Annotated in this window: 14 protein-coding genes; 9 read left to right on the top strand and 5 right to left on the bottom strand. The window is 73.8% G+C overall.

Annotated elements, in window-relative coordinates:
• Positions 1–12: 12 nt before the first annotated feature.
• Complete coding sequence (gene pcrA, locus ACQUSR_RS19530; RefSeq protein WP_431043866.1) at positions 13–2,544, top strand: DNA helicase PcrA; 2,532 nt, start codon at positions 13–15, stop codon at positions 2,542–2,544.
• Between the two features lie 101 nt (positions 2,545–2,645).
• Here the strand turns inward: pcrA and ACQUSR_RS19535 are convergent, their stop codons facing one another.
• Positions 2,646–4,394, bottom strand: coding sequence for a peptidoglycan DD-metalloendopeptidase family protein (locus ACQUSR_RS19535; RefSeq protein WP_431043867.1), 1,749 nt, complete (start codon positions 4,392–4,394; stop codon positions 2,646–2,648).
• A gap of 217 nt (positions 4,395–4,611) precedes the next feature.
• The gene (locus tag ACQUSR_RS19540; protein ID WP_431043869.1) at positions 4,612–5,493 is read right to left on the bottom strand and encodes a lipase family alpha/beta hydrolase; all 882 of its coding nucleotides are present in this window, start codon (positions 5,491–5,493) and stop codon (positions 4,612–4,614) included.
• A gap of 298 nt (positions 5,494–5,791) precedes the next feature.
• Between ACQUSR_RS19540 and ACQUSR_RS19545 the strand changes: the two genes are divergently transcribed.
• Positions 5,792–6,202 (top strand): cobalamin B12-binding domain-containing protein, encoded by a 411-nt coding sequence (locus tag ACQUSR_RS19545; protein ID WP_431043870.1) that lies wholly within the window; start codon positions 5,792–5,794, stop codon positions 6,200–6,202.
• Positions 6,203–6,562: 360 nt separating this feature from the next.
• On the opposite strand, the gene ACQUSR_RS19550 is transcribed toward ACQUSR_RS19545, so the two are convergent.
• Positions 6,563–8,248, bottom strand: a complete 1,686-nt coding sequence (locus ACQUSR_RS19550; protein WP_431047699.1) for a DUF5691 domain-containing protein — start codon at positions 8,246–8,248, stop codon at positions 6,563–6,565.
• Positions 8,249–8,612: 364 nt separating this feature from the next.
• Positions 8,613–10,037, bottom strand: coding sequence for an SWIM zinc finger family protein (locus ACQUSR_RS19555; protein WP_431043871.1), 1,425 nt, complete (start codon positions 10,035–10,037; stop codon positions 8,613–8,615).
• 188 nt (positions 10,038–10,225) lie between these two features.
• Between ACQUSR_RS19555 and ACQUSR_RS19560 the strand changes: the two genes are divergently transcribed.
• From ACQUSR_RS19560 to sucD, 7 genes are all read left to right on the top strand, one after another.
• Positions 10,226–11,317: an ATP-binding protein gene (locus tag ACQUSR_RS19560; RefSeq protein ID WP_431043872.1), complete on the top strand. Its 1,092-nt coding sequence runs from the start codon at positions 10,226–10,228 to the stop codon at positions 11,315–11,317.
• Positions 11,296–14,025, top strand: coding sequence for a DUF5682 family protein (locus ACQUSR_RS19565; RefSeq protein ID WP_431043873.1), 2,730 nt, complete (start codon positions 11,296–11,298; stop codon positions 14,023–14,025). The genes ACQUSR_RS19560 and ACQUSR_RS19565 overlap by 22 nt, the downstream gene beginning before the upstream one ends.
• A complete protein-coding gene (locus tag ACQUSR_RS19570; protein WP_431043874.1) occupies positions 14,025–15,254 on the top strand; it encodes a VWA domain-containing protein in 1,230 nt (409 codons plus the stop codon). The genes ACQUSR_RS19565 and ACQUSR_RS19570 overlap by 1 nt, the downstream gene beginning before the upstream one ends.
• A gap of 138 nt (positions 15,255–15,392) precedes the next feature.
• Positions 15,393–16,256 carry a hypothetical protein gene (locus tag ACQUSR_RS19575; RefSeq protein ID WP_431043875.1) on the top strand — a complete coding sequence of 288 codons (864 nt, stop codon included), beginning with the start codon at positions 15,393–15,395 and terminating at the stop codon, positions 16,254–16,256.
• A 95-nt stretch (positions 16,257–16,351) separates the two neighbouring features.
• Complete coding sequence (locus ACQUSR_RS19580) at positions 16,352–17,752, top strand: hypothetical protein (RefSeq protein ID WP_431043876.1); 1,401 nt, start codon at positions 16,352–16,354, stop codon at positions 17,750–17,752.
• Between the two features lie 388 nt (positions 17,753–18,140).
• Entirely contained in the window at positions 18,141–19,316 is a 1,176-nt protein-coding gene (gene sucC / locus ACQUSR_RS19585; RefSeq protein ID WP_431043877.1) for an ADP-forming succinate--CoA ligase subunit beta, read from the top strand.
• A gap of 22 nt (positions 19,317–19,338) precedes the next feature.
• Positions 19,339–20,223, top strand: coding sequence for a succinate--CoA ligase subunit alpha (gene sucD / locus ACQUSR_RS19590; RefSeq protein ID WP_431043878.1), 885 nt, complete (start codon positions 19,339–19,341; stop codon positions 20,221–20,223).
• Between the two features lie 118 nt (positions 20,224–20,341).
• Here the strand turns inward: sucD and ACQUSR_RS19595 are convergent, their stop codons facing one another.
• Entirely contained in the window at positions 20,342–21,415 is a 1,074-nt protein-coding gene (locus tag ACQUSR_RS19595) for an RNA polymerase sigma factor (protein WP_431043879.1), read from the bottom strand.
• Positions 21,416–21,467: the final 52 nt, after the last annotated feature.

Genomic DNA, 21,467 nt, shown 5'->3' on the forward strand with positions numbered 1-21,467 from the left:
ACTCGGTGGGCGATGAGCAGCAGCCTCTTTGACGACAGCTTCCTGGCGAACCTCGACGGCGCGGCACCCGGAGCCGCCCCCGAGGAGCTTCCGCCACCGCCGGAGGACCCCGAGCACGACGGGTATCCGGCCGGCCCGGCCGCGGAGGAGGTGCCGCACGACCTCTTCGGCGACACTTTTAGCGTGCCCGTACCCAGGGAGCCAGGCCAGGCCGGTCAGGCGCGGGAGCCGTACTACCGCAACGGCGCGCCCCGCCCCGCCGTGGACTCCGCCGCGCTGCTGGAGGGGCTGAACGACCAGCAGCGGGCCGCCGTCGAGCACCACGGCGCGCCGCTGCTCATCGTCGCGGGCGCCGGATCCGGCAAGACCCGCGTCCTCACCCACCGCATCGCCCACCTCCTCGGCGCGCGCAAGGTGCACCCCGGCTCCATCCTCGCGATCACCTTCACCAACAAGGCCGCGGGCGAGATGAAGGAGCGGGTCGAGGAGCTGGTGGGCCCGCGCGCCGGCGCCATGTGGGTGATGACCTTCCACAGCGCGTGCGTGCGCATCCTGCGCCGCGAGTCGAAGAAGCTGGGCTTCACGTCCTCGTTCTCGATCTACGACGCCGCCGACTCCAAGCGGCTGATGGCCCTGGTCTGCCGGGATCTGGATCTGGACCCCAAGCGCTTTCCGCCCAAGTCCTTCAGCGCGAAGATCTCCAGCCTCAAGAATGAGCTCATCGACGAGGAGACCTTCGCCGACCAGGCCGCCGACGGCTTCGAGAAGACGCTCGCCGAGGCGTACGCGATGTACCAGGCGCGGCTGCGCGAGGCCAATGCCCTGGACTTCGACGACCTCATCATGACCACGGTCAACCTGTTGCAGGCGTTCCCGGACGTCGCCGAGCACTACCGCCGCCGCTTCCGGCACGTCCTGGTGGACGAGTACCAGGACACCAACCACGCGCAGTACACGCTGGTGCGTGAGCTGGTCGGCACGGGCACTGACAATTTCGACCCGGCCGAGCTGTGTGTGGTGGGCGACGCCGACCAGTCCATCTACGCCTTCCGCGGCGCCACCATCCGCAACATCCTCCAGTTCGAGGAGGACTACCCGGACGCGCGCACCATCCTGCTGGAGCAGAACTACCGCTCCACGCAGACGATCCTCAGCGCGGCCAACGCCGTCATCGAGCGCAATGAGAACCGGCGGCCCAAGAACCTGTGGACCGAGGCCGGGGCCGGGGCCACCATCACCGGTTACGTCGCCGACACCGAGCACGACGAGGCGCAGTTCGTCGCCGACGAGATCGACCGGCTGACGGACGCGGGCGACGCCAAGGCCGGAGACGTCGCCGTCTTCTACCGCACCAACGCCCAGTCCCGTGTCTTCGAAGAGATCTTCATCCGGGTCGGCCTGCCCTACAAGGTCGTCGGCGGCGTGCGCTTCTACGAGCGCAAGGAGGTCCGGGATGTCCTGGCCTATCTGCGGGTGCTCGCCAACCCCGAGGACACCGTCCCGCTGCGCCGCGTCCTGAACGTGCCCAAGCGCGGTATCGGCGAGCGCGCCGAGGCCATGATCGAGGCCCTCGCGCTGCGCGAGAAGATCTCCTTCGCACAGGCCCTGCGCCGCGTGGACGACGCCTACGGCATGGCGGCGCGCTCCGCGATCGCGGTGAAGCGCTTCAACGTGCTGCTGGAGGAGCTGCGCACGATCGTGGAGTCCGGCGCCGGACCCGCCACCATCCTGGAGGCGGTGCTGGAGCGTACGGGATATCTGGCCGAGCTCCAGGCGTCCACGGACCCGCAGGACGAGACCCGTGTCGAGAACCTCCAGGAGCTGGCGGCCGTCGCCCTGGAATTCGAGCAGGAGCGGACCGAGGAGGAGCCGGGCACCCTGGCGGAGTTCCTGGAGCGGGTCGCGCTCGTCGCCGACTCCGACCAGATCCCCGACGAGGACGCGGAGGGCACCGGCGTCATCACCCTGATGACCCTGCACACCGCGAAGGGCCTGGAGTTCCCCGTCGTCTTCCTCACCGGCATGGAGGACGGCGTCTTCCCGCACATGCGCGCCCTCGGCCAGACCAAGGAGCTGGAGGAGGAGCGGCGGCTGGCGTATGTCGGCATCACGCGCGCGCGGGAGCGGCTGTACCTGACGCGGTCGACCCTGCGCAGCGCGTGGGGGCAGCCGGCGTACAACCCGCCGTCCCGCTTCCTGGAGGAGATCCCCGACCAGTACGTGCAGTGGAAGCGGACGGGGCCGTCGGCGCCGTCGGCCTCGATGGGCGCGGTGTCGGCGATCACCTCGGGCCTGTCGTCCGGGCTCTCCGCTTCGCGCGCCCGGGGTGGCGCGGGCGGTGCAAGCGGTTTCGCGACCCGGCGGGCCAAGGACCGTCCGGTGGTCTCGCTGGCCGTCGGAGACCGGGTCACGCACGACTCGTTCGGTCTGGGCACGGTGATGGCGGTCAAGGGCAGCGGCGACGGGGCGGAGGCCACGATCGACTTCGGCGACGAGAAGCCGAAGCGGCTGCTGCTGCGGTACGCGCCGGTGGAGAAGCTCTAGCGCTCGCGTCGCGCCGGGCGTTGTCCGCGCTCGGCGCTGTCCTGGCTGTCATGGCTGGACGGGCTTGCTGGACGGGCTTGGAAACAAGCCCGTCTGAGGGCCTACATCGGGTCGAGGCCGTGACCGCGCAGCCACGGCAGCGGGTCGACGGCCGAGCCGGCGCCCGGGCGCACCTCGAAGTGGAGGTGCGGGCCGGTGGAGTTGCCGGAGTTGCCCGAGTACGCGATGACGTCCCCGGCCTTCACGGAACCGGATCGGATCTTGGTGCTGCTCAGATGGCAGTACCAGGTCTCGGTGCCGTCGGGGGAGGTGACTATCGCCATGTTGCCGTACGCGCTGTTCCACTGCGTGCGGACGGTCCCGTCGGTGGCGGCCATGACCGGCGTGCCGTAGCTGACGGGGAAGTCGATGCCGGTGTGCACGGACATCCAGTTGATGCCCGCCTGGCCGTACTGGGCGCTGAGGCCGTGCTGCGCCACGGGGAGCGCGAACTTGGGGCGCAGCGCCTCCTTGCGGGCGGCCTCCTCGGCCTTGCGCTTGCGCTCGGCCGCCTGCCGCTCCTTGAGGTCGATGCGCTCCTGGGTGCGGTTGGCGCGGTCGGCGAAGTCGTCGGCGCGGTCGGCCAGTCCGGCGAGCTGGGTGTCCATCTTGCTGTTGGCCACCGAGGGCTTGACGGAGCCCGGGTCGGGCGCGGCCTGCGTCGTCGAGTCGTCCTTCTTGCCGTCCTCGCCGCCGATGCCGCCGACGGCGGCCGCGGCGACGGCCGTCACGCCCATGATGGCGACGGAGGGCACGGCGACGGTGAGCAGCGCGGAGCGCTTGGGGCGGGAGGAGGACGTGCGGCGGCGGTTGCGGCTGTCGCGGCTGTCGCGGCGGGATCCGCCGTTCCGGCGGGGACCGCCGGGACCGGTGGCGGCGGAGACCAGTACGGGCTCGTCGTCCCGGTCGTCGGCACCGGCCGCGTCGACGCCGGCGGCCGACCCGGGGGCGGTCGCCGCGTCGGCCGGGAGGCCGAAGTCCGTGCCGGACTCGGGGAGGTCGGCATCGGCGCCGGAGCCGAAGCCGGGCCCGGTGGCGGAGTCGGCTTCGAACCCGGTCGCCGGATCGGCCTCGTACGGCTGGCCGATCAACTGCTGCTCGTAGACGGAGTCACCGGTGGCCCAGGCGGTGGCGTCCCAGGTCTGGGTCAGGCCGGAGTCGACGCCGTTGGCGTCGTAGGTCCCGGTCCCGCCCCACAGGGCGGTGTCGTGGGCGCCGGTGTCGGCGGCGGCATCGGTGTCGTACGCGTCGCTGACGTCCCAGTGACCGCTCGTGTCCCACTGGCCCGTCGTGTCCGCGGAGCCGTCGTGCGGGCCGGGGATGTCGGCGGAGAGCTGATAGCCGCCGGTGTCCCACGCCGTGCCGGTGCCGGTGCCGTCCAGGCCGGTGGTGTCGTAGGCGCCGGTGTCGTAACCGCCGGTGCCGAAACCGCTGGTGTCGTAGCTGCCCGTGTCGTAGCTGCCGGTGCCGTACGCGGCTGGCTCGGCGGTCTGCTGCGCGGCGGCGCCGAAGTCCCACTGGCCGGAGGTGTCGTAGTGGCCGGTGTCGTATGACCCGGTCCCGTACTGGCCCGTGTCGTATCCGGTGGCGACCTCGCCGTAGGGATCGCCCGGCACGGAACCGTAGAGGGGGTCGCCTTCGCCGTAGGCGGCGCCGAGGGCGTCGAACGTACCGGTGGAGTAGCCGTCAAACCCGGCATAGGCGTGCTGAGCGCCCTGCTGCTCGCCGTACGCCCCGTAGTGCTGGGTGTAGGAGGCGTCAGGAGCGGGGACGGTCGGGGTCGGGTTACCCGACGGGTGACGGTCGTTCACCACCAACTTCTCTTTCGCCTCGGCAGTAGGAGCTGGGGGTCCGGGGGGAGGTCCCCCAGGGCGGTTCAGTGCGGCGACTGTACCCGGCGGTATGCGACGGCGACAATCTTCAACAGGTTTTATGGGGCCCAGGAAAGGGCATTTGGTGGCCTTTCGGCTGTCTGGGCGGCGTAACTTGGCCGGGCGTTCGATTGCTGTTCGGTAATTTTCCGGGTCGTTACGCAACCGAAGCGGATCCGGAAGCGTCGCCCGGCTCCTGCTCCGTCTCCTCCAGCGACCGCCGGACCCCCTGGACGACGGCCGGATGCACGGGCAGGGCGAGGTGTCCGATTCCGGTCACCTCCACGTTGTGCGAGCGGAGGTCGGGGTGGTCGACGCATGCCATCTCGACCGGCGTGACCACCTGGTCCACATCACTCCAGAAGCTCACGAACCGCGTGGCGCAGCCGGGCGCCGGGCGCCGCAACTCCTCGATCACCTCGGAGTCCGGCCGCATCTGCCGGACCAGGGGGTGCGCGGACAGCAAGGGGGCGGCGCGGGTGCCGCCGTGCGGGGTGCCGAGGGTGACCAGCGTACGCACCCGGGTGTGACCGCCCAGGCGCTGTACGTAATAGCGGGCGATCAGGCCGCCCAGGCTGTGCCCCACCAGATCCACCTGGTCGTGGCCGGAGCGGGCGCACAGCCCCTCCACATGCTCGCCGAGCAGCTCCGCGGCGGCACGGATGTCGCAGGTCATCGGCGAGTAGTTGAGGGCTTCCACGTGCCGGCGGCCGTGTCGGCGCAGCGAGCGGCGCAGCAGGACGAACACGGAGCGGTTGTCGATGAATCCGTGCAGCAGGACGACAGGGCGGCCCTCGTTCGCCGAGGGCAGCCGGCGGGCGCCGGGCGGAGTGTCGGTGTCGGCGTCGGTGATGGCGTCGGTGACGGTGCCGCGGTCGTCGGGGCGGGAGGCGGGGGCGGGGCGCTCCTGGGCCAGGCCGGTGGGGTAGAGGACGACGTGCCCGGCGAGCACGGCCGCGTCCATGGCGGTGGCCCGGATCACCGTGGCGGAGGAGCGCAGCGAGGACACGAGGGAGAGGGGGAAGGGCAAGGTCCTCATGGCTGACCTCCCGGCGGCGACACAGGGAGGGCTCGGTCCCCGTGTGCCCTCACGGGCAGCCGGGGCGGGGTGCGTATCGCCGCGCCGAATGCGGCGCGGCGATACGGCTTCCCCGCTGCGGCTCCCTGGCAGCCCTCCGTGACGGGAGGCCCGGAGCGGCTGGCTGTGAACGTGTCCCATGTGTGATTTCCCCCTCCCCGCTCGCCGCGAAACTGCTGCTTGCGCGAAGCTGGAGATAACGTTCGTTCACCGCTTACGGCCGGTAATGGCTGTCGTGCACGGAGGCATGGAGGCAGTGATGGGAGTGACTGGGCCGATCCGCGTGGTGGTCGCCAAGCCGGGGCTCGACGGCCACGACCGCGGGGCCAAGGTCATCGCGCGTGCGCTGCGCGACGCCGGCATGGAGGTCATTTACACCGGGCTGCACCAGACGCCCGAGCAGATCGTCGACACCGCGATCCAGGAGGACGCCGACGCGATCGGGCTGTCCATCCTCTCGGGCGCGCACATGACGCTCTTCGCGAAGGTGCTGGAACTGCTCCGGGACCGCGAGGCCGAGGACATCAAGGTGTTCGGCGGCGGCATCATCCCGGAGGACGACATCCCGCCGTTGAAGGAGCAGGGCGTCGCCGAGATCTTCACGCCGGGCGCGACGACGACGTCGATCGTGGAATGGGTCCGGGAGAACGTGCGGCCGGTGGCGGCATAGCGGTACGCCCCGACGCGTCGTACCAGTCGTACCAGTCGTACCGGGGGTCTGCCTGCCATGCCCGGCTTGTGCCAGGGGCTGGCCTGCCATGCCCGGCTTGTGCCAGGGGTCGGCCTGCCATGCCCGGCGTCGCAGGCGCGCCCGTCCATGGTGGCCCCGGCGCACCTGGGCGCCGTGCCCGCGTCGGCGGCGGTCCCGCGTAGGCGCCTTGCCCGCGTAGGCGCCGTGCCTGCGTCGGCGGCGCGGCCGGGGGCGGCGGCCCCGGTCCACCGTCCGCAAGAGGGGGTGGGCGGGAGCACCCTGTCGCGGTGCCCAGGTCGGGCCGGGGCGCGGCGATCGCGGGGCCGGGGGGCCACCCCGTCATGGGGCGGCCCGGTCCGTGGTCTCCACGGGCTCCAGCTCGCTGCGCATCGTGGCGCGCAGCCGCAACGTCGCCACCAGCCGCTGGAACGTCTCCGACCAGTACCCCACCGCGCCCGGTGAGCCGTCCTCCGGTTCGTCCCGTGTCGCGGTGAGCACCTCCAGCCGGTCCGCCTGCGCGGGGTCCAGGCAGCGCTCGGCCAGCCCCATCACCCCGCTGAAGCTCCACGGGTAACTGCCCGCGTCCCGCGCGATGTCCAGCGCGTCCACCACGGCCCGGCCCAGCGGTTCGCTCCACGGCACCGCGCACACGCCCAGCAGCCGGAACGCGTCCGACAGACCGTGCGCGGCGATGAACTCCGCGACCCATACGGCCCGTTCCTCCGGTGGCAGCGCGGCGAGCAGCTTCGCCGGGTCCCGCCAGGACGCGGTGAGAGTCGCGGCCGCCAGCACGGCGTCGCCGGTGCCGACAGGGGTGGTCGGCGGTTCCGCGGGCGCCCCCAGCAGCGCGCGCGACCACGCCGTGTCGCGCTGCCGGACCGCGGCCCGGCACCACGCCGCGTGCAGATCCGCCTGCCAGTCATCGGCGACCGGCAGCGCCACGATCTCCTCCGCCGTACGGCCGTGGAACCACTCCGTCCAGCGCGCGAGCGGGGTCGCCTCCACCAACTGGCCCAGCCACCAGGACCGTTGCCCGCGCCCCGATGGCGCCTTCGCCACGATGCCGTCCCGCTGCATCCCGCTGTCGCACCCGCTCGGGGCCTCGACCGCGATCCGCGGTGCCGCGCCGCGCCCGTCCGCCCGCTCGAGGGTCACATACGCGCGCGACCGCTCGGCCATCCGCGCTGCCAGCGCGGAGTCGGGCAGCGCGGACAGGAGTTCGGCGGCCGTGGCCCGTACGTTGCGGCTGCGGTCGGACAGCGCTTGCTCCAGGAACGGCTCGTCCTGCTGTGACAGCTCGTCGCGCAGCGAGTCGAGGAACATCAGCCGGTCCTCGGCGCGCTCCGTCGCCCAGGTACTCGCCAGCAGTGCGAGACCGGCCGCGGGGTCGCGGTGCCGCATCGCGGCGAGCAGTGCCACACGCTCCGCGAACAGCCCCTCCTGCCACAGCTTCTCCGTGGCCTCGGGCCCGGCGGACTCCGGCGGCGCGGCCCCCGCCGCGGCGCCACGGCCGGCGCTGCCGCGCAGCGCGAACTTCCAGTCCGGGTTCAGCCGCGCCAGCCACAGCCCGCGCGGCCCGGCGAACGTGAGCACCTCGGGACGCAGGTCGGTACGGGCACGCGCCGTGTCGAGCAGCGCGGGCAGCAGCGCGGCGGGCGCGCCGTAACCGTGCCGGTTGGCGATGGCGAGCCACTGCGGCAGCAGTTCGGTCAGGTCGGGCGCGGCCCGCGAACCGGACTGGCCGGGACTCGAACGGTCGGCCAGCAGCAACCCCAGCCGTCGCCGGGCTGCCCGGGGTAGCGGCGGACGGGGATCCTCCGGCGCGGGCCCCGGCAGGGCCCAGGGGGCGGCGGGCCGCAGCCCCGCCCGCCGCGTCACCGTGCTCAGCGCGGCGGCGTCCAGCAGCCCGGCCGCCGCGTCCTGCCCGGGGCGGACGGGGACGGGCGGCACCCGCCGCTCCGTCCCGAGCAGTGCGGCCGCCACCAGGTCGCCCCACGGGGCGGTCCCGGACACGGCCCCGGGCATGGCGCCAGTCCCGTCCTGCGGCGGACTCTCGGTGCCGGTGCCGGTGCCGGTGCCGGTGCCGGGGCTGGGGCCGGATCCGGTGCGGGTGCCGGTCTCGGTGCGGGCGTCAGTGTCGGTGCCGGTCCTGGTGCGGGAGTCTGCTGGCTCGCCGCCGGAGGCCAGGGCGTCGCTGGTGGTCGCGGGGCCGTCAGGTGCGCCGTCCGCGGTCGCGTCCTCCGGCGGTGCGAGGTCGGCGCCGGAGCCGGGTCCCGAGGTGTGGAGGGTGGTGGTCGGGCCGGTGGCGGTACGGGTCATGTCGATCCTCCGTACAAGTCCGTACGTACGAGTCCGTACAGGGTCGTTCTGCTGCCGGGAGGCAGGGCGGTCACAGCGACACGGGCTGCGGGTCCCACGTGGTGAGCGGCGCGAAGCCGCGGTGGCCGCACTCGCCGAAGACCGTGACCGGGCCGCCGCCCGACACGGCCGCCAGCTGCCACAGGTTCGTGCGCGCCAGGCAGCGCGGGTCCACCGGGAGAGCGGAGGCCGTCCGGGCGTCCGCGAGCTGCCAGCCGTCCGGGCCGGGTATCGGGGTGACGCCGGTCAGGACGGTGGGCCAGGCATCCAGCCACGGGTCGTCGCGCAGTGCCGCCCCGTACCCCTCCAGGGCGGTGGGGATGTCCACGCCGTGCGGCACGGACGTGTCCGGCGGCGGTGTCGGTTGGCCGTGGCGGGTGCCGAGCGCTGCCCGCAGTGGGCGGGCGGAGGGGTAGTACACGAGGTCCGCGTCCACGACGAGGCCGGTGGGCAGGGCCGGTTCGGGCGGCCGCCCGGCCGCCCCGAAGGACAGCAGCAACGCCATCCGGTCCGTACGCTCGCCGTGCAGCCAGACCCGGCGCGTGGTGATCTTGCCGTCGCCGCTGTCCTGCCGGCCCAGGACCAGCCAGCGATCCCGGACGGCCGGGCCGGAGGACAGCACCTCCGCGGCGTTCATGGTGATGCCGACCCGGGACCGGGTCGTCGCCGCCAACTCCGGTGTCAGCGCGTCTATATGGAGGTAGCCACGGTTGAGCAGATGGGTGAGGGCGCACTCCTCCAGAAGCCGGGCGGGCCAGCCGGGGCCGGAGGCGCGCACCGCCCCCAGCTCGCGCACGCGCGCGCCGAGGCCGGGTGCCTGCGCGTCGACCATCCGGGACGCGGTCTCGTCCCACATCGTGTAGTCGGCGTGGTTGTCGCCCACATCGGCCAGTCCGGTGCGCAGCAGGTCGGTCAGCCGCTGCTCCAGCTCCGTGGCGCCCGCGGCGATCCGCCGTGCCCGCTGTTCCGCGCGCCGCCCGGCCGCGGCCGGATCGGCGGCACCCGCGCCGCCACCCCCGGCCGAACCGGCAGCGCCGGAACCGTCCGCCCGCTCGGCGGCCCCGCGCTCCGCGCGCTCACGCCGTCCGCTCAGCCACGGCTCGGCCCACTCCGGAGGTCCCTCCGCCTCCCGCACGCTCCCTTCTCCCGTCTCGCCCGCCCACAGCAGCAGCAGGCCCAACGCGTGCTTGCACGGGAACTTCCGGCTCGGACAACTGCACTTGTATCCCGGGCCGTTCGGCCCGCCGAGGTCGACGATCGTCCGGTACGGCGTGCTGCCGCTGCCCTTGCACAGGCCCCACAGGGCCTGTCCGCGCCCTTCCGCCGTCACGGTCCCGGCTCCGGTTCCCGACCAGGGCCCGGCCGCGGCCAGCTTGCTTCCCGCCTTGCGTGATGCGGCGTCAGGAGCCAGCGCGAGCACCTGTTCCGCCGTCCAGCGTTCCCCCTGCGGATTCATGTCTTCGACAGTACGGCCACCCACTGACAATCGCCCTGACCTGCACGTTCGTTGGGCCAGGACGGATTGTCAGTGGGCTGGTGCAGGGTGGGAAACGCATCCGGAGACGGACTGAGTGACGAGTTGGGGGAACTGTGACCACGACTGCGCCCGGACCCACGACGAACACGACGAACACGACGAACGCGATGAACGAGACGAACGCAGCCCTGCGGCCGCACGCGGAGGACGCCTTCGCCGACGAACTCGCGGCGCTCGCCGCGGCCGACGACCGCCCGCGCCCGGCCCGCTGGCGGCTCTCGCCCTGGGCCGTCGCCACGTATCTGCTCGGCGGCACCCTGCCCGACGGCACCGTGATCACGCCCAAGTACGTGGGCCCACGCCGCATCATCGAGGTCGCTGTGACGACCCTGGCCACCGACCGGGCGCTGCTCTTGCTGGGGGTGCCGGGCACGGCCAAGACCTGGGTGTCCGAGCACCTGGCGGCGGCGGTCAGCGGCGATTCGACGCTGCTGGTCCAGGGCACCGCGGGCACCCCCGAGGAAGCCATCCGCTACGGCTGGAACTACGCCCAGCTGCTCGCCCACGGCCCCAGCCGCGACGCGCTCGTACCCAGCCCGGTGATGCGGGCGATGGCGGAGGGCATGACCGCGCGGGTCGAGGAACTGACCCGTATCCCCGCCGATGTGCAGGACTCCCTGATCACCGTGCTGTCCGAGAAGACCCTGCCGATCCCGGAGCTGGGGGAGGAGGTCCAGGCCGTCCGGGGGTTCAACCTGATCGCCACGGCCAACGACCGCGACCGCGGCGTCAACGAGCTCTCCAGCGCGCTGCGCCGCCGGTTCAACACGGTGGTGCTGCCGCTGCCCGCGACCGCCGAGGCCGAGGTCGACATCGTCGCCCGGCGTGTCGAGCAGCTCGGCCGCTCCCTGGACCTGCCCCGGCTGCCCGAGGGCGTGGACGAGCTCCGCAGGGTGGTCACGGTCTTCCGGGAGCTGCGGGACGGGGTCACGGCGGACGGGCGCACGAAGCTCAAGTCGCCCTCCGGCACGCTGTCCACGGCGGAGGCGATCTCCGTGGTCACCGGCGGGCTGGCGCTGGCCGCGCACTTCGGTGACGGCGTGCTGCGCGCCGGGGACGTGGCCGCGGGCATCCTGGGCGCGGTGGTCCGCGACCCGGCCGCCGACCGCGTCATCTGGCAGGAGTATCTGGAGGCGGTCGTCCGCGAACGGGAAGGGTGGCAGGACTTCTACCGGGCATGCCGCGAGGTGAGCGCGTGACGACGGCGTCACACGGCGAGGCCCGCGGACCCGGCGCGGGCCCGGTGCTGCTGGGCGTACGGCACCACGGCCCCGGATCCGCGCGGGCCGTCCGCGCGGCGCTGGACGCCTGCCGGCCCTGTGCGGTGCTCATCGAGGGGCCCCCGGAGGCGGACCCGCTGATCGGGCTCGCCGCCGAGGACGGCATGCGCCCGCCGGTCGCGCTGCTGGCCCACGCCGCCGACGACCCGGGACGCGCCGCGTTCTGGCCGTTGGCCGAGTTCTCGCCGGAGTGGGTGGCGATCCGGTGGGCGCTGGCCCACGGGGTTCCGGTGCGGTTCATCGACCTCCCGGCGGCGGTGTCGCTGGCGCTGGCGGAGCGGACGGACGCCGAAGGCGCCGAGCAGGCCGAACGGGGCGAGGGCGCCGGGAGCGGCGAGGGTGCCGAACGCGGCGGGGGCGCTCGCGGTGACGGCGCCAAGCGCGGCGGGGGCGGCCGCGGCGACGAGGGCGCCGGACGGCCGGAGCCGTCGGCCGACGGCGCGGAAACGGGCGCGCTGGGCCCGCGGACGCGCACACCGGGCCCGGGGGCGGCCGCAGCACCGCCCCCGGATGCCTCGGCGGACGCTGCCGCGGCGGACCCGCGCGTCGATCCGCTCGCCGTCCTCGCGCAGGCCGCCGGCTACGACGACCCGGAGCGCTGGTGGGAGGACGTCGTCGAGCACCGGGCCCCCGGCCCGGGCCCCGCCGTCCCGGAGCCGCTCCGGGCGGTCGGACGTCTGCCCGGAGGCTCGGCGGACGGGGAGTCACCCACCCCGTTGACCACGGCGGGTGACGCGCCGCCTGAAGCGGCCGCCGCAGCGGACGGCGGCGTGTCGAGGGTGCCTGCCGCGGTCCGTTCCGCGCTTGCGCCGTTCGAGGCGCTGGCGGAGGCCATGGCCGCCCTGCGTGCCGAGTACGGGCACGGCGGACAGCCCCACGACGCCGTCCGCGAGGCGCACATGAGGTTGCGGGTGCGGGAGGCGCGGCGGGAGTTCGGGGACGGGATCGCCGTCGTCTGCGGGGCCTGGCACGTACCCGCGCTGTCCGAGAAGGCCACCGTGACCGCCGACCGCGGGCTCCTCAAGGGCCTGCCCAAGGTCAAGGCCGAGCTGAGCTGGGTGCCGTGGACCCACCGCCGGCTCTCCCGCGCCAGCGGATACGGCGCCGGAATCACCTCACCCGGCTGGTACGGCCACCTCTTCCGCGCCCCCGACCGGCCCATCGAGCGCTGGCTGACCGACGTCGCCGCCCTCCTCCGCGCCGAGGACTTCGGCGTCTCCTCCGCCCATGTCATCGAGGCCGTACGGCTCGCCGAGACCCTCGCCGTCATGCGCGGCCGTCCGCTCGCCGGGCTCACCGAGACCCTCGACGCGGCGCGCGCGGTGATGTGCGACGGCTCCGATGTGCCGCTCGCGCTCGTACGGGACCGGCTCGTGGTCGGGGACGTCCTCGGCGAGGTGCCGGATTCCGCCCCCGCGGTTCCGCTCCAGCGCGACCTCACCCGCACCCAGCGTGCGCTGCGCCTCAAGCCCGAGGCGTCGGAGCGCGAGCTGGAGCTGGACCTGCGCAAGGACAACGACGCCGCGCGCAGCCGGCTGCTGCACCGGCTGCGGCTCCTCGGCGTCGACTGGGGCAGCCCCGCCCGCTCGGCGCGCGCCACCACCGGCACTTTCCGGGAGACCTGGCGGCTGTGCTGGGAGCCGGAGTTGTCGGTACGGGTCGCCGAGGCGGGCGTCTGGGGCACCACTGTGGCGTCCGCCGCCACCGCCAAGGCGGAGAGCCTGGCCACGGGCGCGGCGGCGCTCGCCGAGATCACCGAGCTGGCGGAGCGCTGCCTCCTCGCCGACCTCGCCGACGCCCTGCCCGTCGTGATGCGGGCGCTCGCCGACCGGGCCGCACTCGACGCGGACGTCGGGCACCTCGCGCAGGCGCTGCCCGCCCTGGTCCGCTCCGTGCGGTACGGCGATGTGCGCGGCACCGGTACGGCGGCGCTCGCCGAGGTGGCCACCGGGCTCGCCGAGCGGGTCATCGTCGGCCTGCCCCCGGCCTGCGCCGGGCTGGACGCGGACGGCGCGGCGGAGATGCGCGCCCATATGGAGGCCGTGCACCAGGCCATCGGGCTGCTGGCCGACGACGGGCTGAGAGCGCGCTGGACCGGCGCCCTCCGCCTGCTCGCCGACCGCGACAGTGTCCCCGGACTGCTGCGCGGCCGGGCCACGCGGCTGCTGCTGGACGACGGCCGGCTGGCCGAGGGCGAGGCGGCCCGGCTGATGCGGCTCGCGCTCTCCCCGGGCACCGAGCCGCCCGAAGCCGCCGCCTGGATCGAGGGGTTCGCCGGCGGGGGAGCGGGTGGCGGCATGCTCCTGGTCCACGACGAACGGCTGCTGGCCCTCCTCGACGACTGGCTCACGAGCGTGCCCGCCGGCGCGTTCACGGACGTGCTGCCGCTGCTGCGCCGCACGTTCTCCGCGTACGAAGCGGGCGTCCGCCGCACGCTGGGCGAACTGGTCCGCCGGGGCGCGAGCTCGGCCGCCTCCCCGGGCGGCGGGCGGCCCGTGGCCGAGCCGCCCGCCCCCGGGTTCGGCCCGGGCCTGGACCAGGACCGCGCGGCGGCCGTGCTCCCCACGCTCCACCTGCTGCTCGGCCTCGCCGATGACCACCGGCACACGATCACAGGGGCGGCCTGATGACTGACTTGACGTCCGACATGAACGACGCCGCGACCGCCGAGCGGCTGCGCCGCTGGCGGCTGGTGCTGGGCGGCGAAGGCGGCGCGGCCGGAGGCACCGGAGCCGACGGCACCGGGTACGCGCTGAGCGGCCGCGACGCCGCCATGGACCGCACCCTGGAGGCGCTGTACGGCGGGGGCGCCAAGGACGGCACCGGGCGCGGCGGCCAGGGCGCGGAGGGCGGCCCGCGCTCGGCCGGGCTCGGTGCCAGCGCGCCTCGGGTGGCGCGCTGGCTGGGCGACATCCGCAGCTACTTCCCGACCTCCGTCGTCCAGGTCATGCAGCGCGACGCGATCGACCGGCTCGGCCTGTCCGCGCTGCTGCTGGAGCCCGAGATGCTGGAGGCCGTCGAGGCGGACGTCCATCTCGTCGGCACGCTGCTGTCGCTCAACAAGGCGATGCCGGAGACCACCAAGGAGACCGCGCGGGCCGTCGTCCGCAAGGTCGTGGCGGATCTGGAGAAGCGGCTGGCCACCAGGACCCGGGCCACGCTCACCGGCGCCCTCGACCGGTCCGCGCGCATCAGCCGCCCGCGCCACCGCGACATCGACTGGGACCGCACCATCCGGGCCAACCTCAAGAACTACCTGCCCGAGCACCGCACCGTCGTCCCCGAGCGGCTCGTCGGCTACGGGCGGGCGGCACGCGGCGTGCGCAAGGAAGTGATCCTCTGCATCGACCAGTCCGGCTCGATGGCCGCCTCCGTCGTCTACGCGTCCGTGTTCGGCGCCGTCCTCGCCTCGATGCGCTCCCTCGCCACCCGCCTGGTCGTCTTCGACACCGCCGTCGTGGACCTGACCGACCAGATCGAGGACCCGGTGGACGTCCTGTTCGGCACCCAGCTCGGCGGCGGCACGGACATCAACCGGGCGCTGGCGTACTGCCAGTCGCGCATCACCCGGCCCGCCGACACCGTCGTCGTCCTCATCAGTGACCTGTACGAGGGCGGGATACGGAACGAGATGCTGGGCCGGGTCGCGGCGATGAAGGCGTCCGGCGTGCAGTTCGTGACGCTGCTGGCGCTCTCCGACGAGGGCGCGCCGTCGTACGACCGCGAGCACGCGGCGGCGCTCGCCGCGCTCGGCGCGCCCGCCTTCGCCTGTACGCCCGACCTGTTCCCCGACGTGATGGCGGCGGCCATCGAGAGGCGCCAATTGCCGATACCGGACAAGGCGGAGCATCGGTAACCGGGGGGTTGCGCCGCCCCCCGTAGGTCATGCAAGGATCAAGCCACCGGCCGGGACGTGTCGCTGTCCGTCCGACCGATCGTCTCTGACCTCACCTGGTCTGTGTGCTGTTGTCCGTTCCTTAGGGAAGGCCCCCTCTTGTCTGTCGCTTCCGCCGCATTCGCCGCCGTGCGCTCGTCGCGCACGGTGGCGCTGCGGCGGGCGCTGCTGGGGATGCTCTTCCTCGGGGGCTTCCTGGTGCTCGCGGCCGTCTTCGGCGGCAGCGCGCACGCCGCCCAGCAGGGCGGACTCGGTGGCGCGGACGAGCAGCGGCCGGGCGAGGCCCGGCTGTTCGACTCCGGCACCTCCGACACCCTGCGGGAGCGGACCGAGGACGGCGTACAGGCGTCGGCCACGTCCGTGAAGGCCGCCGGAAGCCCCCTGCGGACCGCGGCACGGCCGGTCGAGGAGCAGGCGCGGAAGGCCGGGAAGCCGGTCGCCGACGTCGTGCGGGACACCGCCGACGAGCTGCCCGTGCGGCTGCCCGCCGATGCCCTCGACAGGCTCGGCGCGGACACCGGCGCACACACCGGCGCGCCCGCCGACGGCGATCAGCGCCCGGACGGCGCCCGTACGCAGCCGCGTGACGGCGCGTCCGGCGACGACCGCGACCCGGCCGCCGAGGCCGCCGACTCCCTTGCATGGGACGCCACTTGGGCGCCCGTTGACGTGCCGGACAGCGCGTCCCACGAGTCCGCGCGCCACCACTCCACCGTCGTCCGCGCCGCCGACAGTGGCCTTCCCGGCGGCGGTGCCCCGACGCAGGGCCGTCTTCCGCAGGCTCCCTGCGGGACGGCGTCCCACGTCAACGGCGACAACAGCGGTCCCCGAGGCGGGGACCAGCACGCCGCCCTGCCGCCGTACGACGCGACGCGGTTCGGGCTGGCGCGTGGCACTGTCGGCGCCGGCAGCTCCGGCGCGACGCGTGAGCGGTTCAACGAAGTCCTCGAATTCCCTGGCTAGGGCAGACCTTCCCCCGTCTGCTGAGACCTGCCGCGCGGGGGTGGACAGGTCTGCCCATTCGCCAATCCTCCTGAATTCGAAGGACTTCCCTCATCATGCGCAAGAACCTGCGTCGCTCCATCCTGGTCGCCGCCACCGCCACCGGTATCTGGGCCCTCGGCACCGCCGCCGCGAGCGCTGACGAGCTGCCGGGCGTACCCTCCAGCGACAGCGTCACCAGCACGGTGACCGGTGCCACCGACACGGCCAAGGGCGCACTGCCCGCCCCCGACCTCTCCGACGCGACCGGCGCGACCGACACCGTGAAGGGTGCCGTGGACGGTGCCAAGACCCAGGCGACCGACACGGTGGACGGCACCGTGGGCGGCGGCCTGCCGGACGTCTCCGGCGCCACCGGCGCGATCGACGGCCTGGGCGGTGTCCCCGCGCTCGACGGGGTCACGGGCCAGGCGAAGAACGCCGACGTGAAGAAGGCCGTGAAGACGGCCCAGAAGACCGCCAAGCAGACCGAGAAGACCGCCAAGAAGGCGGCCAAGGGCGCCGACCTCGACCTGCCCACCGGCGAGGTGCCCGGCGTCGTTCCGAACATCCCGGTGCTCGGCTCCCTGCCCGGCGCCCCCGCCGTCCCGTCGGTCCCGGCCGCGCCCGCCGTCCCGCAGCTCCCGGCCGAGCTGCCCGCCACCCCCGGCTCCGCCGACAACCTGCTGTCCGCCCTGTCCGGCGCCGGCATCCGTCCCGAGCAGCTGACCGGCGCCGCCCAGCAGGTCATCGCCGAGGCCCGGCCGACCGTCGACCAGGCCGCCACCGACGTGCTGCCGCCCGTCGCGCACCGCGTCGTCGTCCAGGTGACGCCGGTGGCCCAGCGGGCGGTCGGCAACGCCGGCGAGCTGGCCGACCACGCCGCCGGGCGTACCGTGCCGTTCGCCCAGCGCACCGTCGGCGGCGTGCAGGTCTTCGCCACCGCCGTGACGGGCAAGGCCCAGACCCTGGCCACCGATGTGGCCGCTGACGCGCAGACCCTGGCGAACGGCGTGGCCGCCGACGCCGCCCCGTTCGCCCAGGACCTGGTCACCGTCGTCGTCGCCGACGCGCAGACGACCGCCGCCGACGCCGTCGCCGGTGTTCAGCGGGCCGTGCCGGGCACCCCGGGCGTCCCGGCCCTGCCCGCCGACCTGACCGACGCCGCCAACATCCCCGCGCTTCCGGTGCTGCCGGGCCTGCCCGGCACCGTTCCGGGCGTTCCGAGCGTCCCGGCTGTCCCGGCTGTCCCGGCCGAGGCGCCGGCTGTTCCGGCGGACCTGCCCACCGTCCCGGCCGTTCCGGCGGACCTGCCCACGGTCCCCGCCGCCCCGGCCGAGCTGCCCACCGTTCCGGCCGAGCTCCCGACCGCGCTGCCGACCGTCCCGGCGGACGTTCCGGCTGTCCCGGCCGACGTTCCGGCCGAGCTGCCGACGACCGTCCCGGCCCTGCCCGCCACCGACGGCCTGGGCATCTGACGCCTCTCGGGGAGACACCCCCGGGGCCGTAGGGCACGAGAGCCCACAGCGTCCCCTCCGCCATTCGGTCGTACGGCGGTACGGCCGAACGGCGCCGGGGTCACCGGCCGGGCAGCCTTGTTTGGGGACAAGGCTGCCCGGCCTTCGCATGCCCGCGACCTCAGTTCCGGGTGCCGCCGGCCCCGGTGGGCTCTGTGACCGTAATCACCGCGCGAGTGTGACCTGTGATTTAGGGACCCACCTCCGGCGGGGATAACCTGCCAGACGGACATGCCGCGTATCCGGCGCACGTGTGCCGCCCTCGTAAAAGATCGCGTCCTCACGCTGCCACCGCGGCACGCCCGCGCAGACAACGAACCGCGAATTCAGGGAAAAGGGACGGACGCGCGTGGACCTGTTCGAGTACCAGGCGAGGGACCTCTTCGCCAAGCACGGTGTACCGGTGCTGGCCGGTGAAGTCATCGACACGCCTGAGGCGGCGCGCGCGGCGACTGAGCGCCTGGGCGGCAAGTCGGTCGTCAAGGCCCAGGTGAAGGTCGGTGGCCGAGGCAAGGCCGGCGGCGTGAAGCTCGCCGGCACCCCCGACGAGGCCGTCGCCCGCGCGACGGACATCCTCGGCATGGACATCAAGGGCCACACGGTCCACAAGGTGATGATCGCCGAGACCGCTCCGGAGATCCTCGAGGAGTACTACGTCTCGTACCTCCTCGACCGCACCAACCGCACCTTCCTGGCCATGGCCTCGGTCGCGGGCGGCATGGACATCGAGGAAGTCGCGGCGACGACGCCCGAGAAGCTCGCGAAGGTCCCGGTCGACGCCATCGAGGGCGTCTCGATCGAGAAGGCCCGCGAGATCGTCGCCCAGGCGAAGTTCCCGGCCGAGGTCGCCGAGAAGGTCGCCGAGGTCCTGGTGACCCTGTGGAAGACCTTCATCGCGGAGGACGCGCTCCTCGTCGAGGTGAACCCGCTGGCCAAGGTCGCCTCCGGTGACGTCCTCGCCCTCGACGGCAAGGTCTCCCTGGACGCCAACGCCGAGTTCCGCCAGCCGGAGCACGAGGCCCTGGAGGACAAGGCGTCCGCCAACCCGCTGGAGGCCGCGGCCAAGGCCAAGGGCCTGAACTACGTCAAGCTCGACGGCGAGGTCGGCATCATCGGCAACGGCGCGGGTCTCGTCATGAGCACCCTCGACGTCGTCGCGTACGCCGGTGAGGCCCACGGCAACGTGAAGCCCGCCAACTTCCTCGACATCGGCGGCGGCGCCTCCGCCGAGGTGATGGCCAACGGCCTCGAGATCATCCTCGGCGACCCGGACGTGAAGTCCGTCTTCGTCAACGTCTTCGGTGGCATCACCGCCTGCGACGCGGTCGCCAACGGCATCGTGCAGGCCCTGGAGCTGCTCAAGTCCAAGGGCGAGGACGTCAGCAAGCCGCTGGTCGTGCGCCTCGACGGCAACAACGCCGAGCTGGGCCGCAAGATCCTGACCGACGCGAACCACCCGCTGGTGCAGCAGGTGGACACCATGGACGGCGCCGCCGAGCGCGCCGCCGAGCTGGCTGCGAAGTAAGAAGGACGAGGACACCAACACCATGGCTATCTTCCTCACCAAGGAATCCAAGGTCATCGTCCAGGGCATGACCGGCTCCGAGGGTCAGAAGCACACCCGCCGGATGCTCGCCTCTGGCACCAACATCGTCGGCGGTGTGAACCCGCGCAAGGCCGGCACCTCCGTCGACTTCGACGGCAACGAGGTCCCGGTGTTCGGCACCGTGGCCGAGGCCATCGAGAAGACCGGCGCGGACGTCACGGTCATCTTCGTCCCGGAGAAGTTCACCAAGGACGCGGTCATCGAGGCGATCGACGCCGAGATCCCGCTGGCCGTCGTGATCACCGAGGGCATCGCCGTCCACGACACCGCCGCCTTCTGGGCGCACGCCCAGGCCAAGGGCAACAAGACCCGCATCATCGGCCCGAACTGCCCGGGTCTGATCACGCCGGGCCAGTCGAACGCGGGCATCATCCCGGCCGACATCACCAAGCCCGGCCGCATCGGTCTCGTGTCCAAGTCCGGCACGCTGACCTACCAGATGATGTACGAGCTGCGTGACATCGGCTTCTCGTCGTGCGTCGGCATCGGTGGCGACCCGATCATCGGCACCACCCACATCGACGCCCTGGCCGCCTTCGAGGCCGACCCCGACACCGACCTGATCGTGATGATCGGCGAGATCGGCGGCGACGCCGAGGAGCGGGCCGCGGACTTCATCAAGGCCAACGTCACCAAGCCGGTCGTCGGCTACGTCGCGGGCTTCACCGCGCCCGAGGGCAAGACCATGGGCCACGCCGGCGCCATCGTCTCCGGCTCCTCCGGCACCGCCCAGGCGAAGCAGGAGGCCCTGGAGGCCGCGGGCGTGAAGGTCGGCAAGACGCCGTCCGAGACCGCGCGTCTGGCGCGGGCGGCGCTCGCGGGCTGATTCGCCGTCATACGGGTTAGGGGCGTGGCCCGCACCGGAAGGTGCGGGCCACGCCCCTTTGGCGTGCGGGGCTCTTGCGCGGGCCGTCGTTGGCCGTCCTCACCCAGGCGCTCGGCGGTCAGGGCGCCGGGCGGGGAGGGGAGTCCCGCTCCGCGCGCGGGGCGTCGGGCGGCCCGGCCGGCACCGTCGGCGAGGGGCGTGCCGGCTCCGACGCCGGGGTGCCGCCGCCGGGCGTGATCACCGTCGCCAGCCCCGTCCCCACCACGAGCGCGGCCGTGAGTGTGAGCGCCGCCCGTGTCCAGCGGCGCGCGGCGCGCTCCCCCGCCAGCCGTACGGCCCGTGCCTCCCGCGTACGTATCGGCTGGGTGCCCGCCAGCTCGGCCAGCCGCTCACGCACGATCAGACTCCGGTCGGCGGGCGCCGCCTCCCGCAGCTCCGGCAGCCGCTCGGCGAGCGCTTCGTGCGCGTGCGTGATCCGGTTCGCGGTGGCGCGCGTGGTCGCCTCCGACTCGGCGGCGGTCTCGGGGAGGCCGAGGCAGACGCCGTCGTAGAGGAGCAGCGCGCGGCGGTAGGAGCGGGGCAGGCACAGGAGCGCGTCGAGCAGCGGCGGCCGTGTCCGCGCGGCGCGCCGGGACCCGGCCGCGGCGCGCCGGGGAGTTTCCGGGTCCGGGCCGAGCCGGGACCGGTCGTCCCGCGTGCCGGTACGCGCGTCGGTGCGGTCGCGGATCCGGGTGCGGCCTCCGATCGAAGGCCGCTTCGGGGACCGGGACCGGGGCCGCGGCCACGGCCACGGGGACAGCGCGTACTCGTACGCGGCGGCCCGTATCCAGCCCGCCGGGTCGCCGTCCACGGCGACCTCCGGCCAGTGCTGCCACGCCCGCCGGAAGGCGGCCTCGACCGAGCGCCGGGCGGCGGTCGCGGAGCCCGTGAGCAGGTACGTCTGGTGGGTCAGCGAGGCGATGTGGCGGGCGTAGAGCGCGTCGAACGCCGCGGCGGGCCCGACCGGCCGGGTGGTACCGGGCTCCGTTTCGGCCGAGCGGGTGGTGCGGGGCTCCGGTTCGGCGGGCCGGGTGGCTCCGGGCCGCGGCCCGGGCTCCGGTTCGGAGGGTTCGCCGATCACCGGCAGGGGGAGCGTGTCCTCGTCATCCGGTGACGGCTCGGCCTGCGAGGGGGACGGGAAACCGGACGTCATATCCACCGCCCCCCTGCTCGTATCCCACGTCCCCCGGCCGACCTGCAAACTC

This window comes from Streptomyces sp. P1-3, assembly GCF_050613155.1.
Lineage (GTDB): Bacteria > Actinomycetota > Actinomycetes > Streptomycetales > Streptomycetaceae > Streptomyces.

Bases quoted from the DNA above. Each gene is read 5' to 3' on its own strand.
- pcrA (WP_431043866.1), top strand. From the start codon at position 13: ATGAGCAGCAGCCTCTTTGACGACAGCTTCCTGGCGAACCTCGACGGC.
- ACQUSR_RS19540 (WP_431043869.1), bottom strand. From the start codon at position 5,493: ATGAGGACCTTGCCCTTCCCCCTCTCCCTCGTGTCCTCGCTGCGCTCC.
- ACQUSR_RS19545 (WP_431043870.1), top strand. From the start codon at position 5,792: ATGGGAGTGACTGGGCCGATCCGCGTGGTGGTCGCCAAGCCGGGGCTC.
- ACQUSR_RS19550 (WP_431047699.1), bottom strand. From the start codon at position 8,248: ATGCCCGGGGCCGTGTCCGGGACCGCCCCGTGGGGCGACCTGGTGGCG.
- ACQUSR_RS19555 (WP_431043871.1), bottom strand. From the start codon at position 10,037: ATGAATCCGCAGGGGGAACGCTGGACGGCGGAACAGGTGCTCGCGCTG.
- ACQUSR_RS19560 (WP_431043872.1), top strand. From the start codon at position 10,226: ATGAACGAGACGAACGCAGCCCTGCGGCCGCACGCGGAGGACGCCTTC.
- ACQUSR_RS19565 (WP_431043873.1), top strand. From the start codon at position 11,296: ATGCCGCGAGGTGAGCGCGTGACGACGGCGTCACACGGCGAGGCCCGC.
- ACQUSR_RS19570 (WP_431043874.1), top strand. From the start codon at position 14,025: ATGACTGACTTGACGTCCGACATGAACGACGCCGCGACCGCCGAGCGG.
- ACQUSR_RS19580 (WP_431043876.1), top strand. From the start codon at position 16,352: ATGCGCAAGAACCTGCGTCGCTCCATCCTGGTCGCCGCCACCGCCACC.
- sucD (WP_431043878.1), top strand. From the start codon at position 19,339: ATGGCTATCTTCCTCACCAAGGAATCCAAGGTCATCGTCCAGGGCATG.
- ACQUSR_RS19595 (WP_431043879.1), bottom strand. From the start codon at position 21,415: ATGACGTCCGGTTTCCCGTCCCCCTCGCAGGCCGAGCCGTCACCGGAT.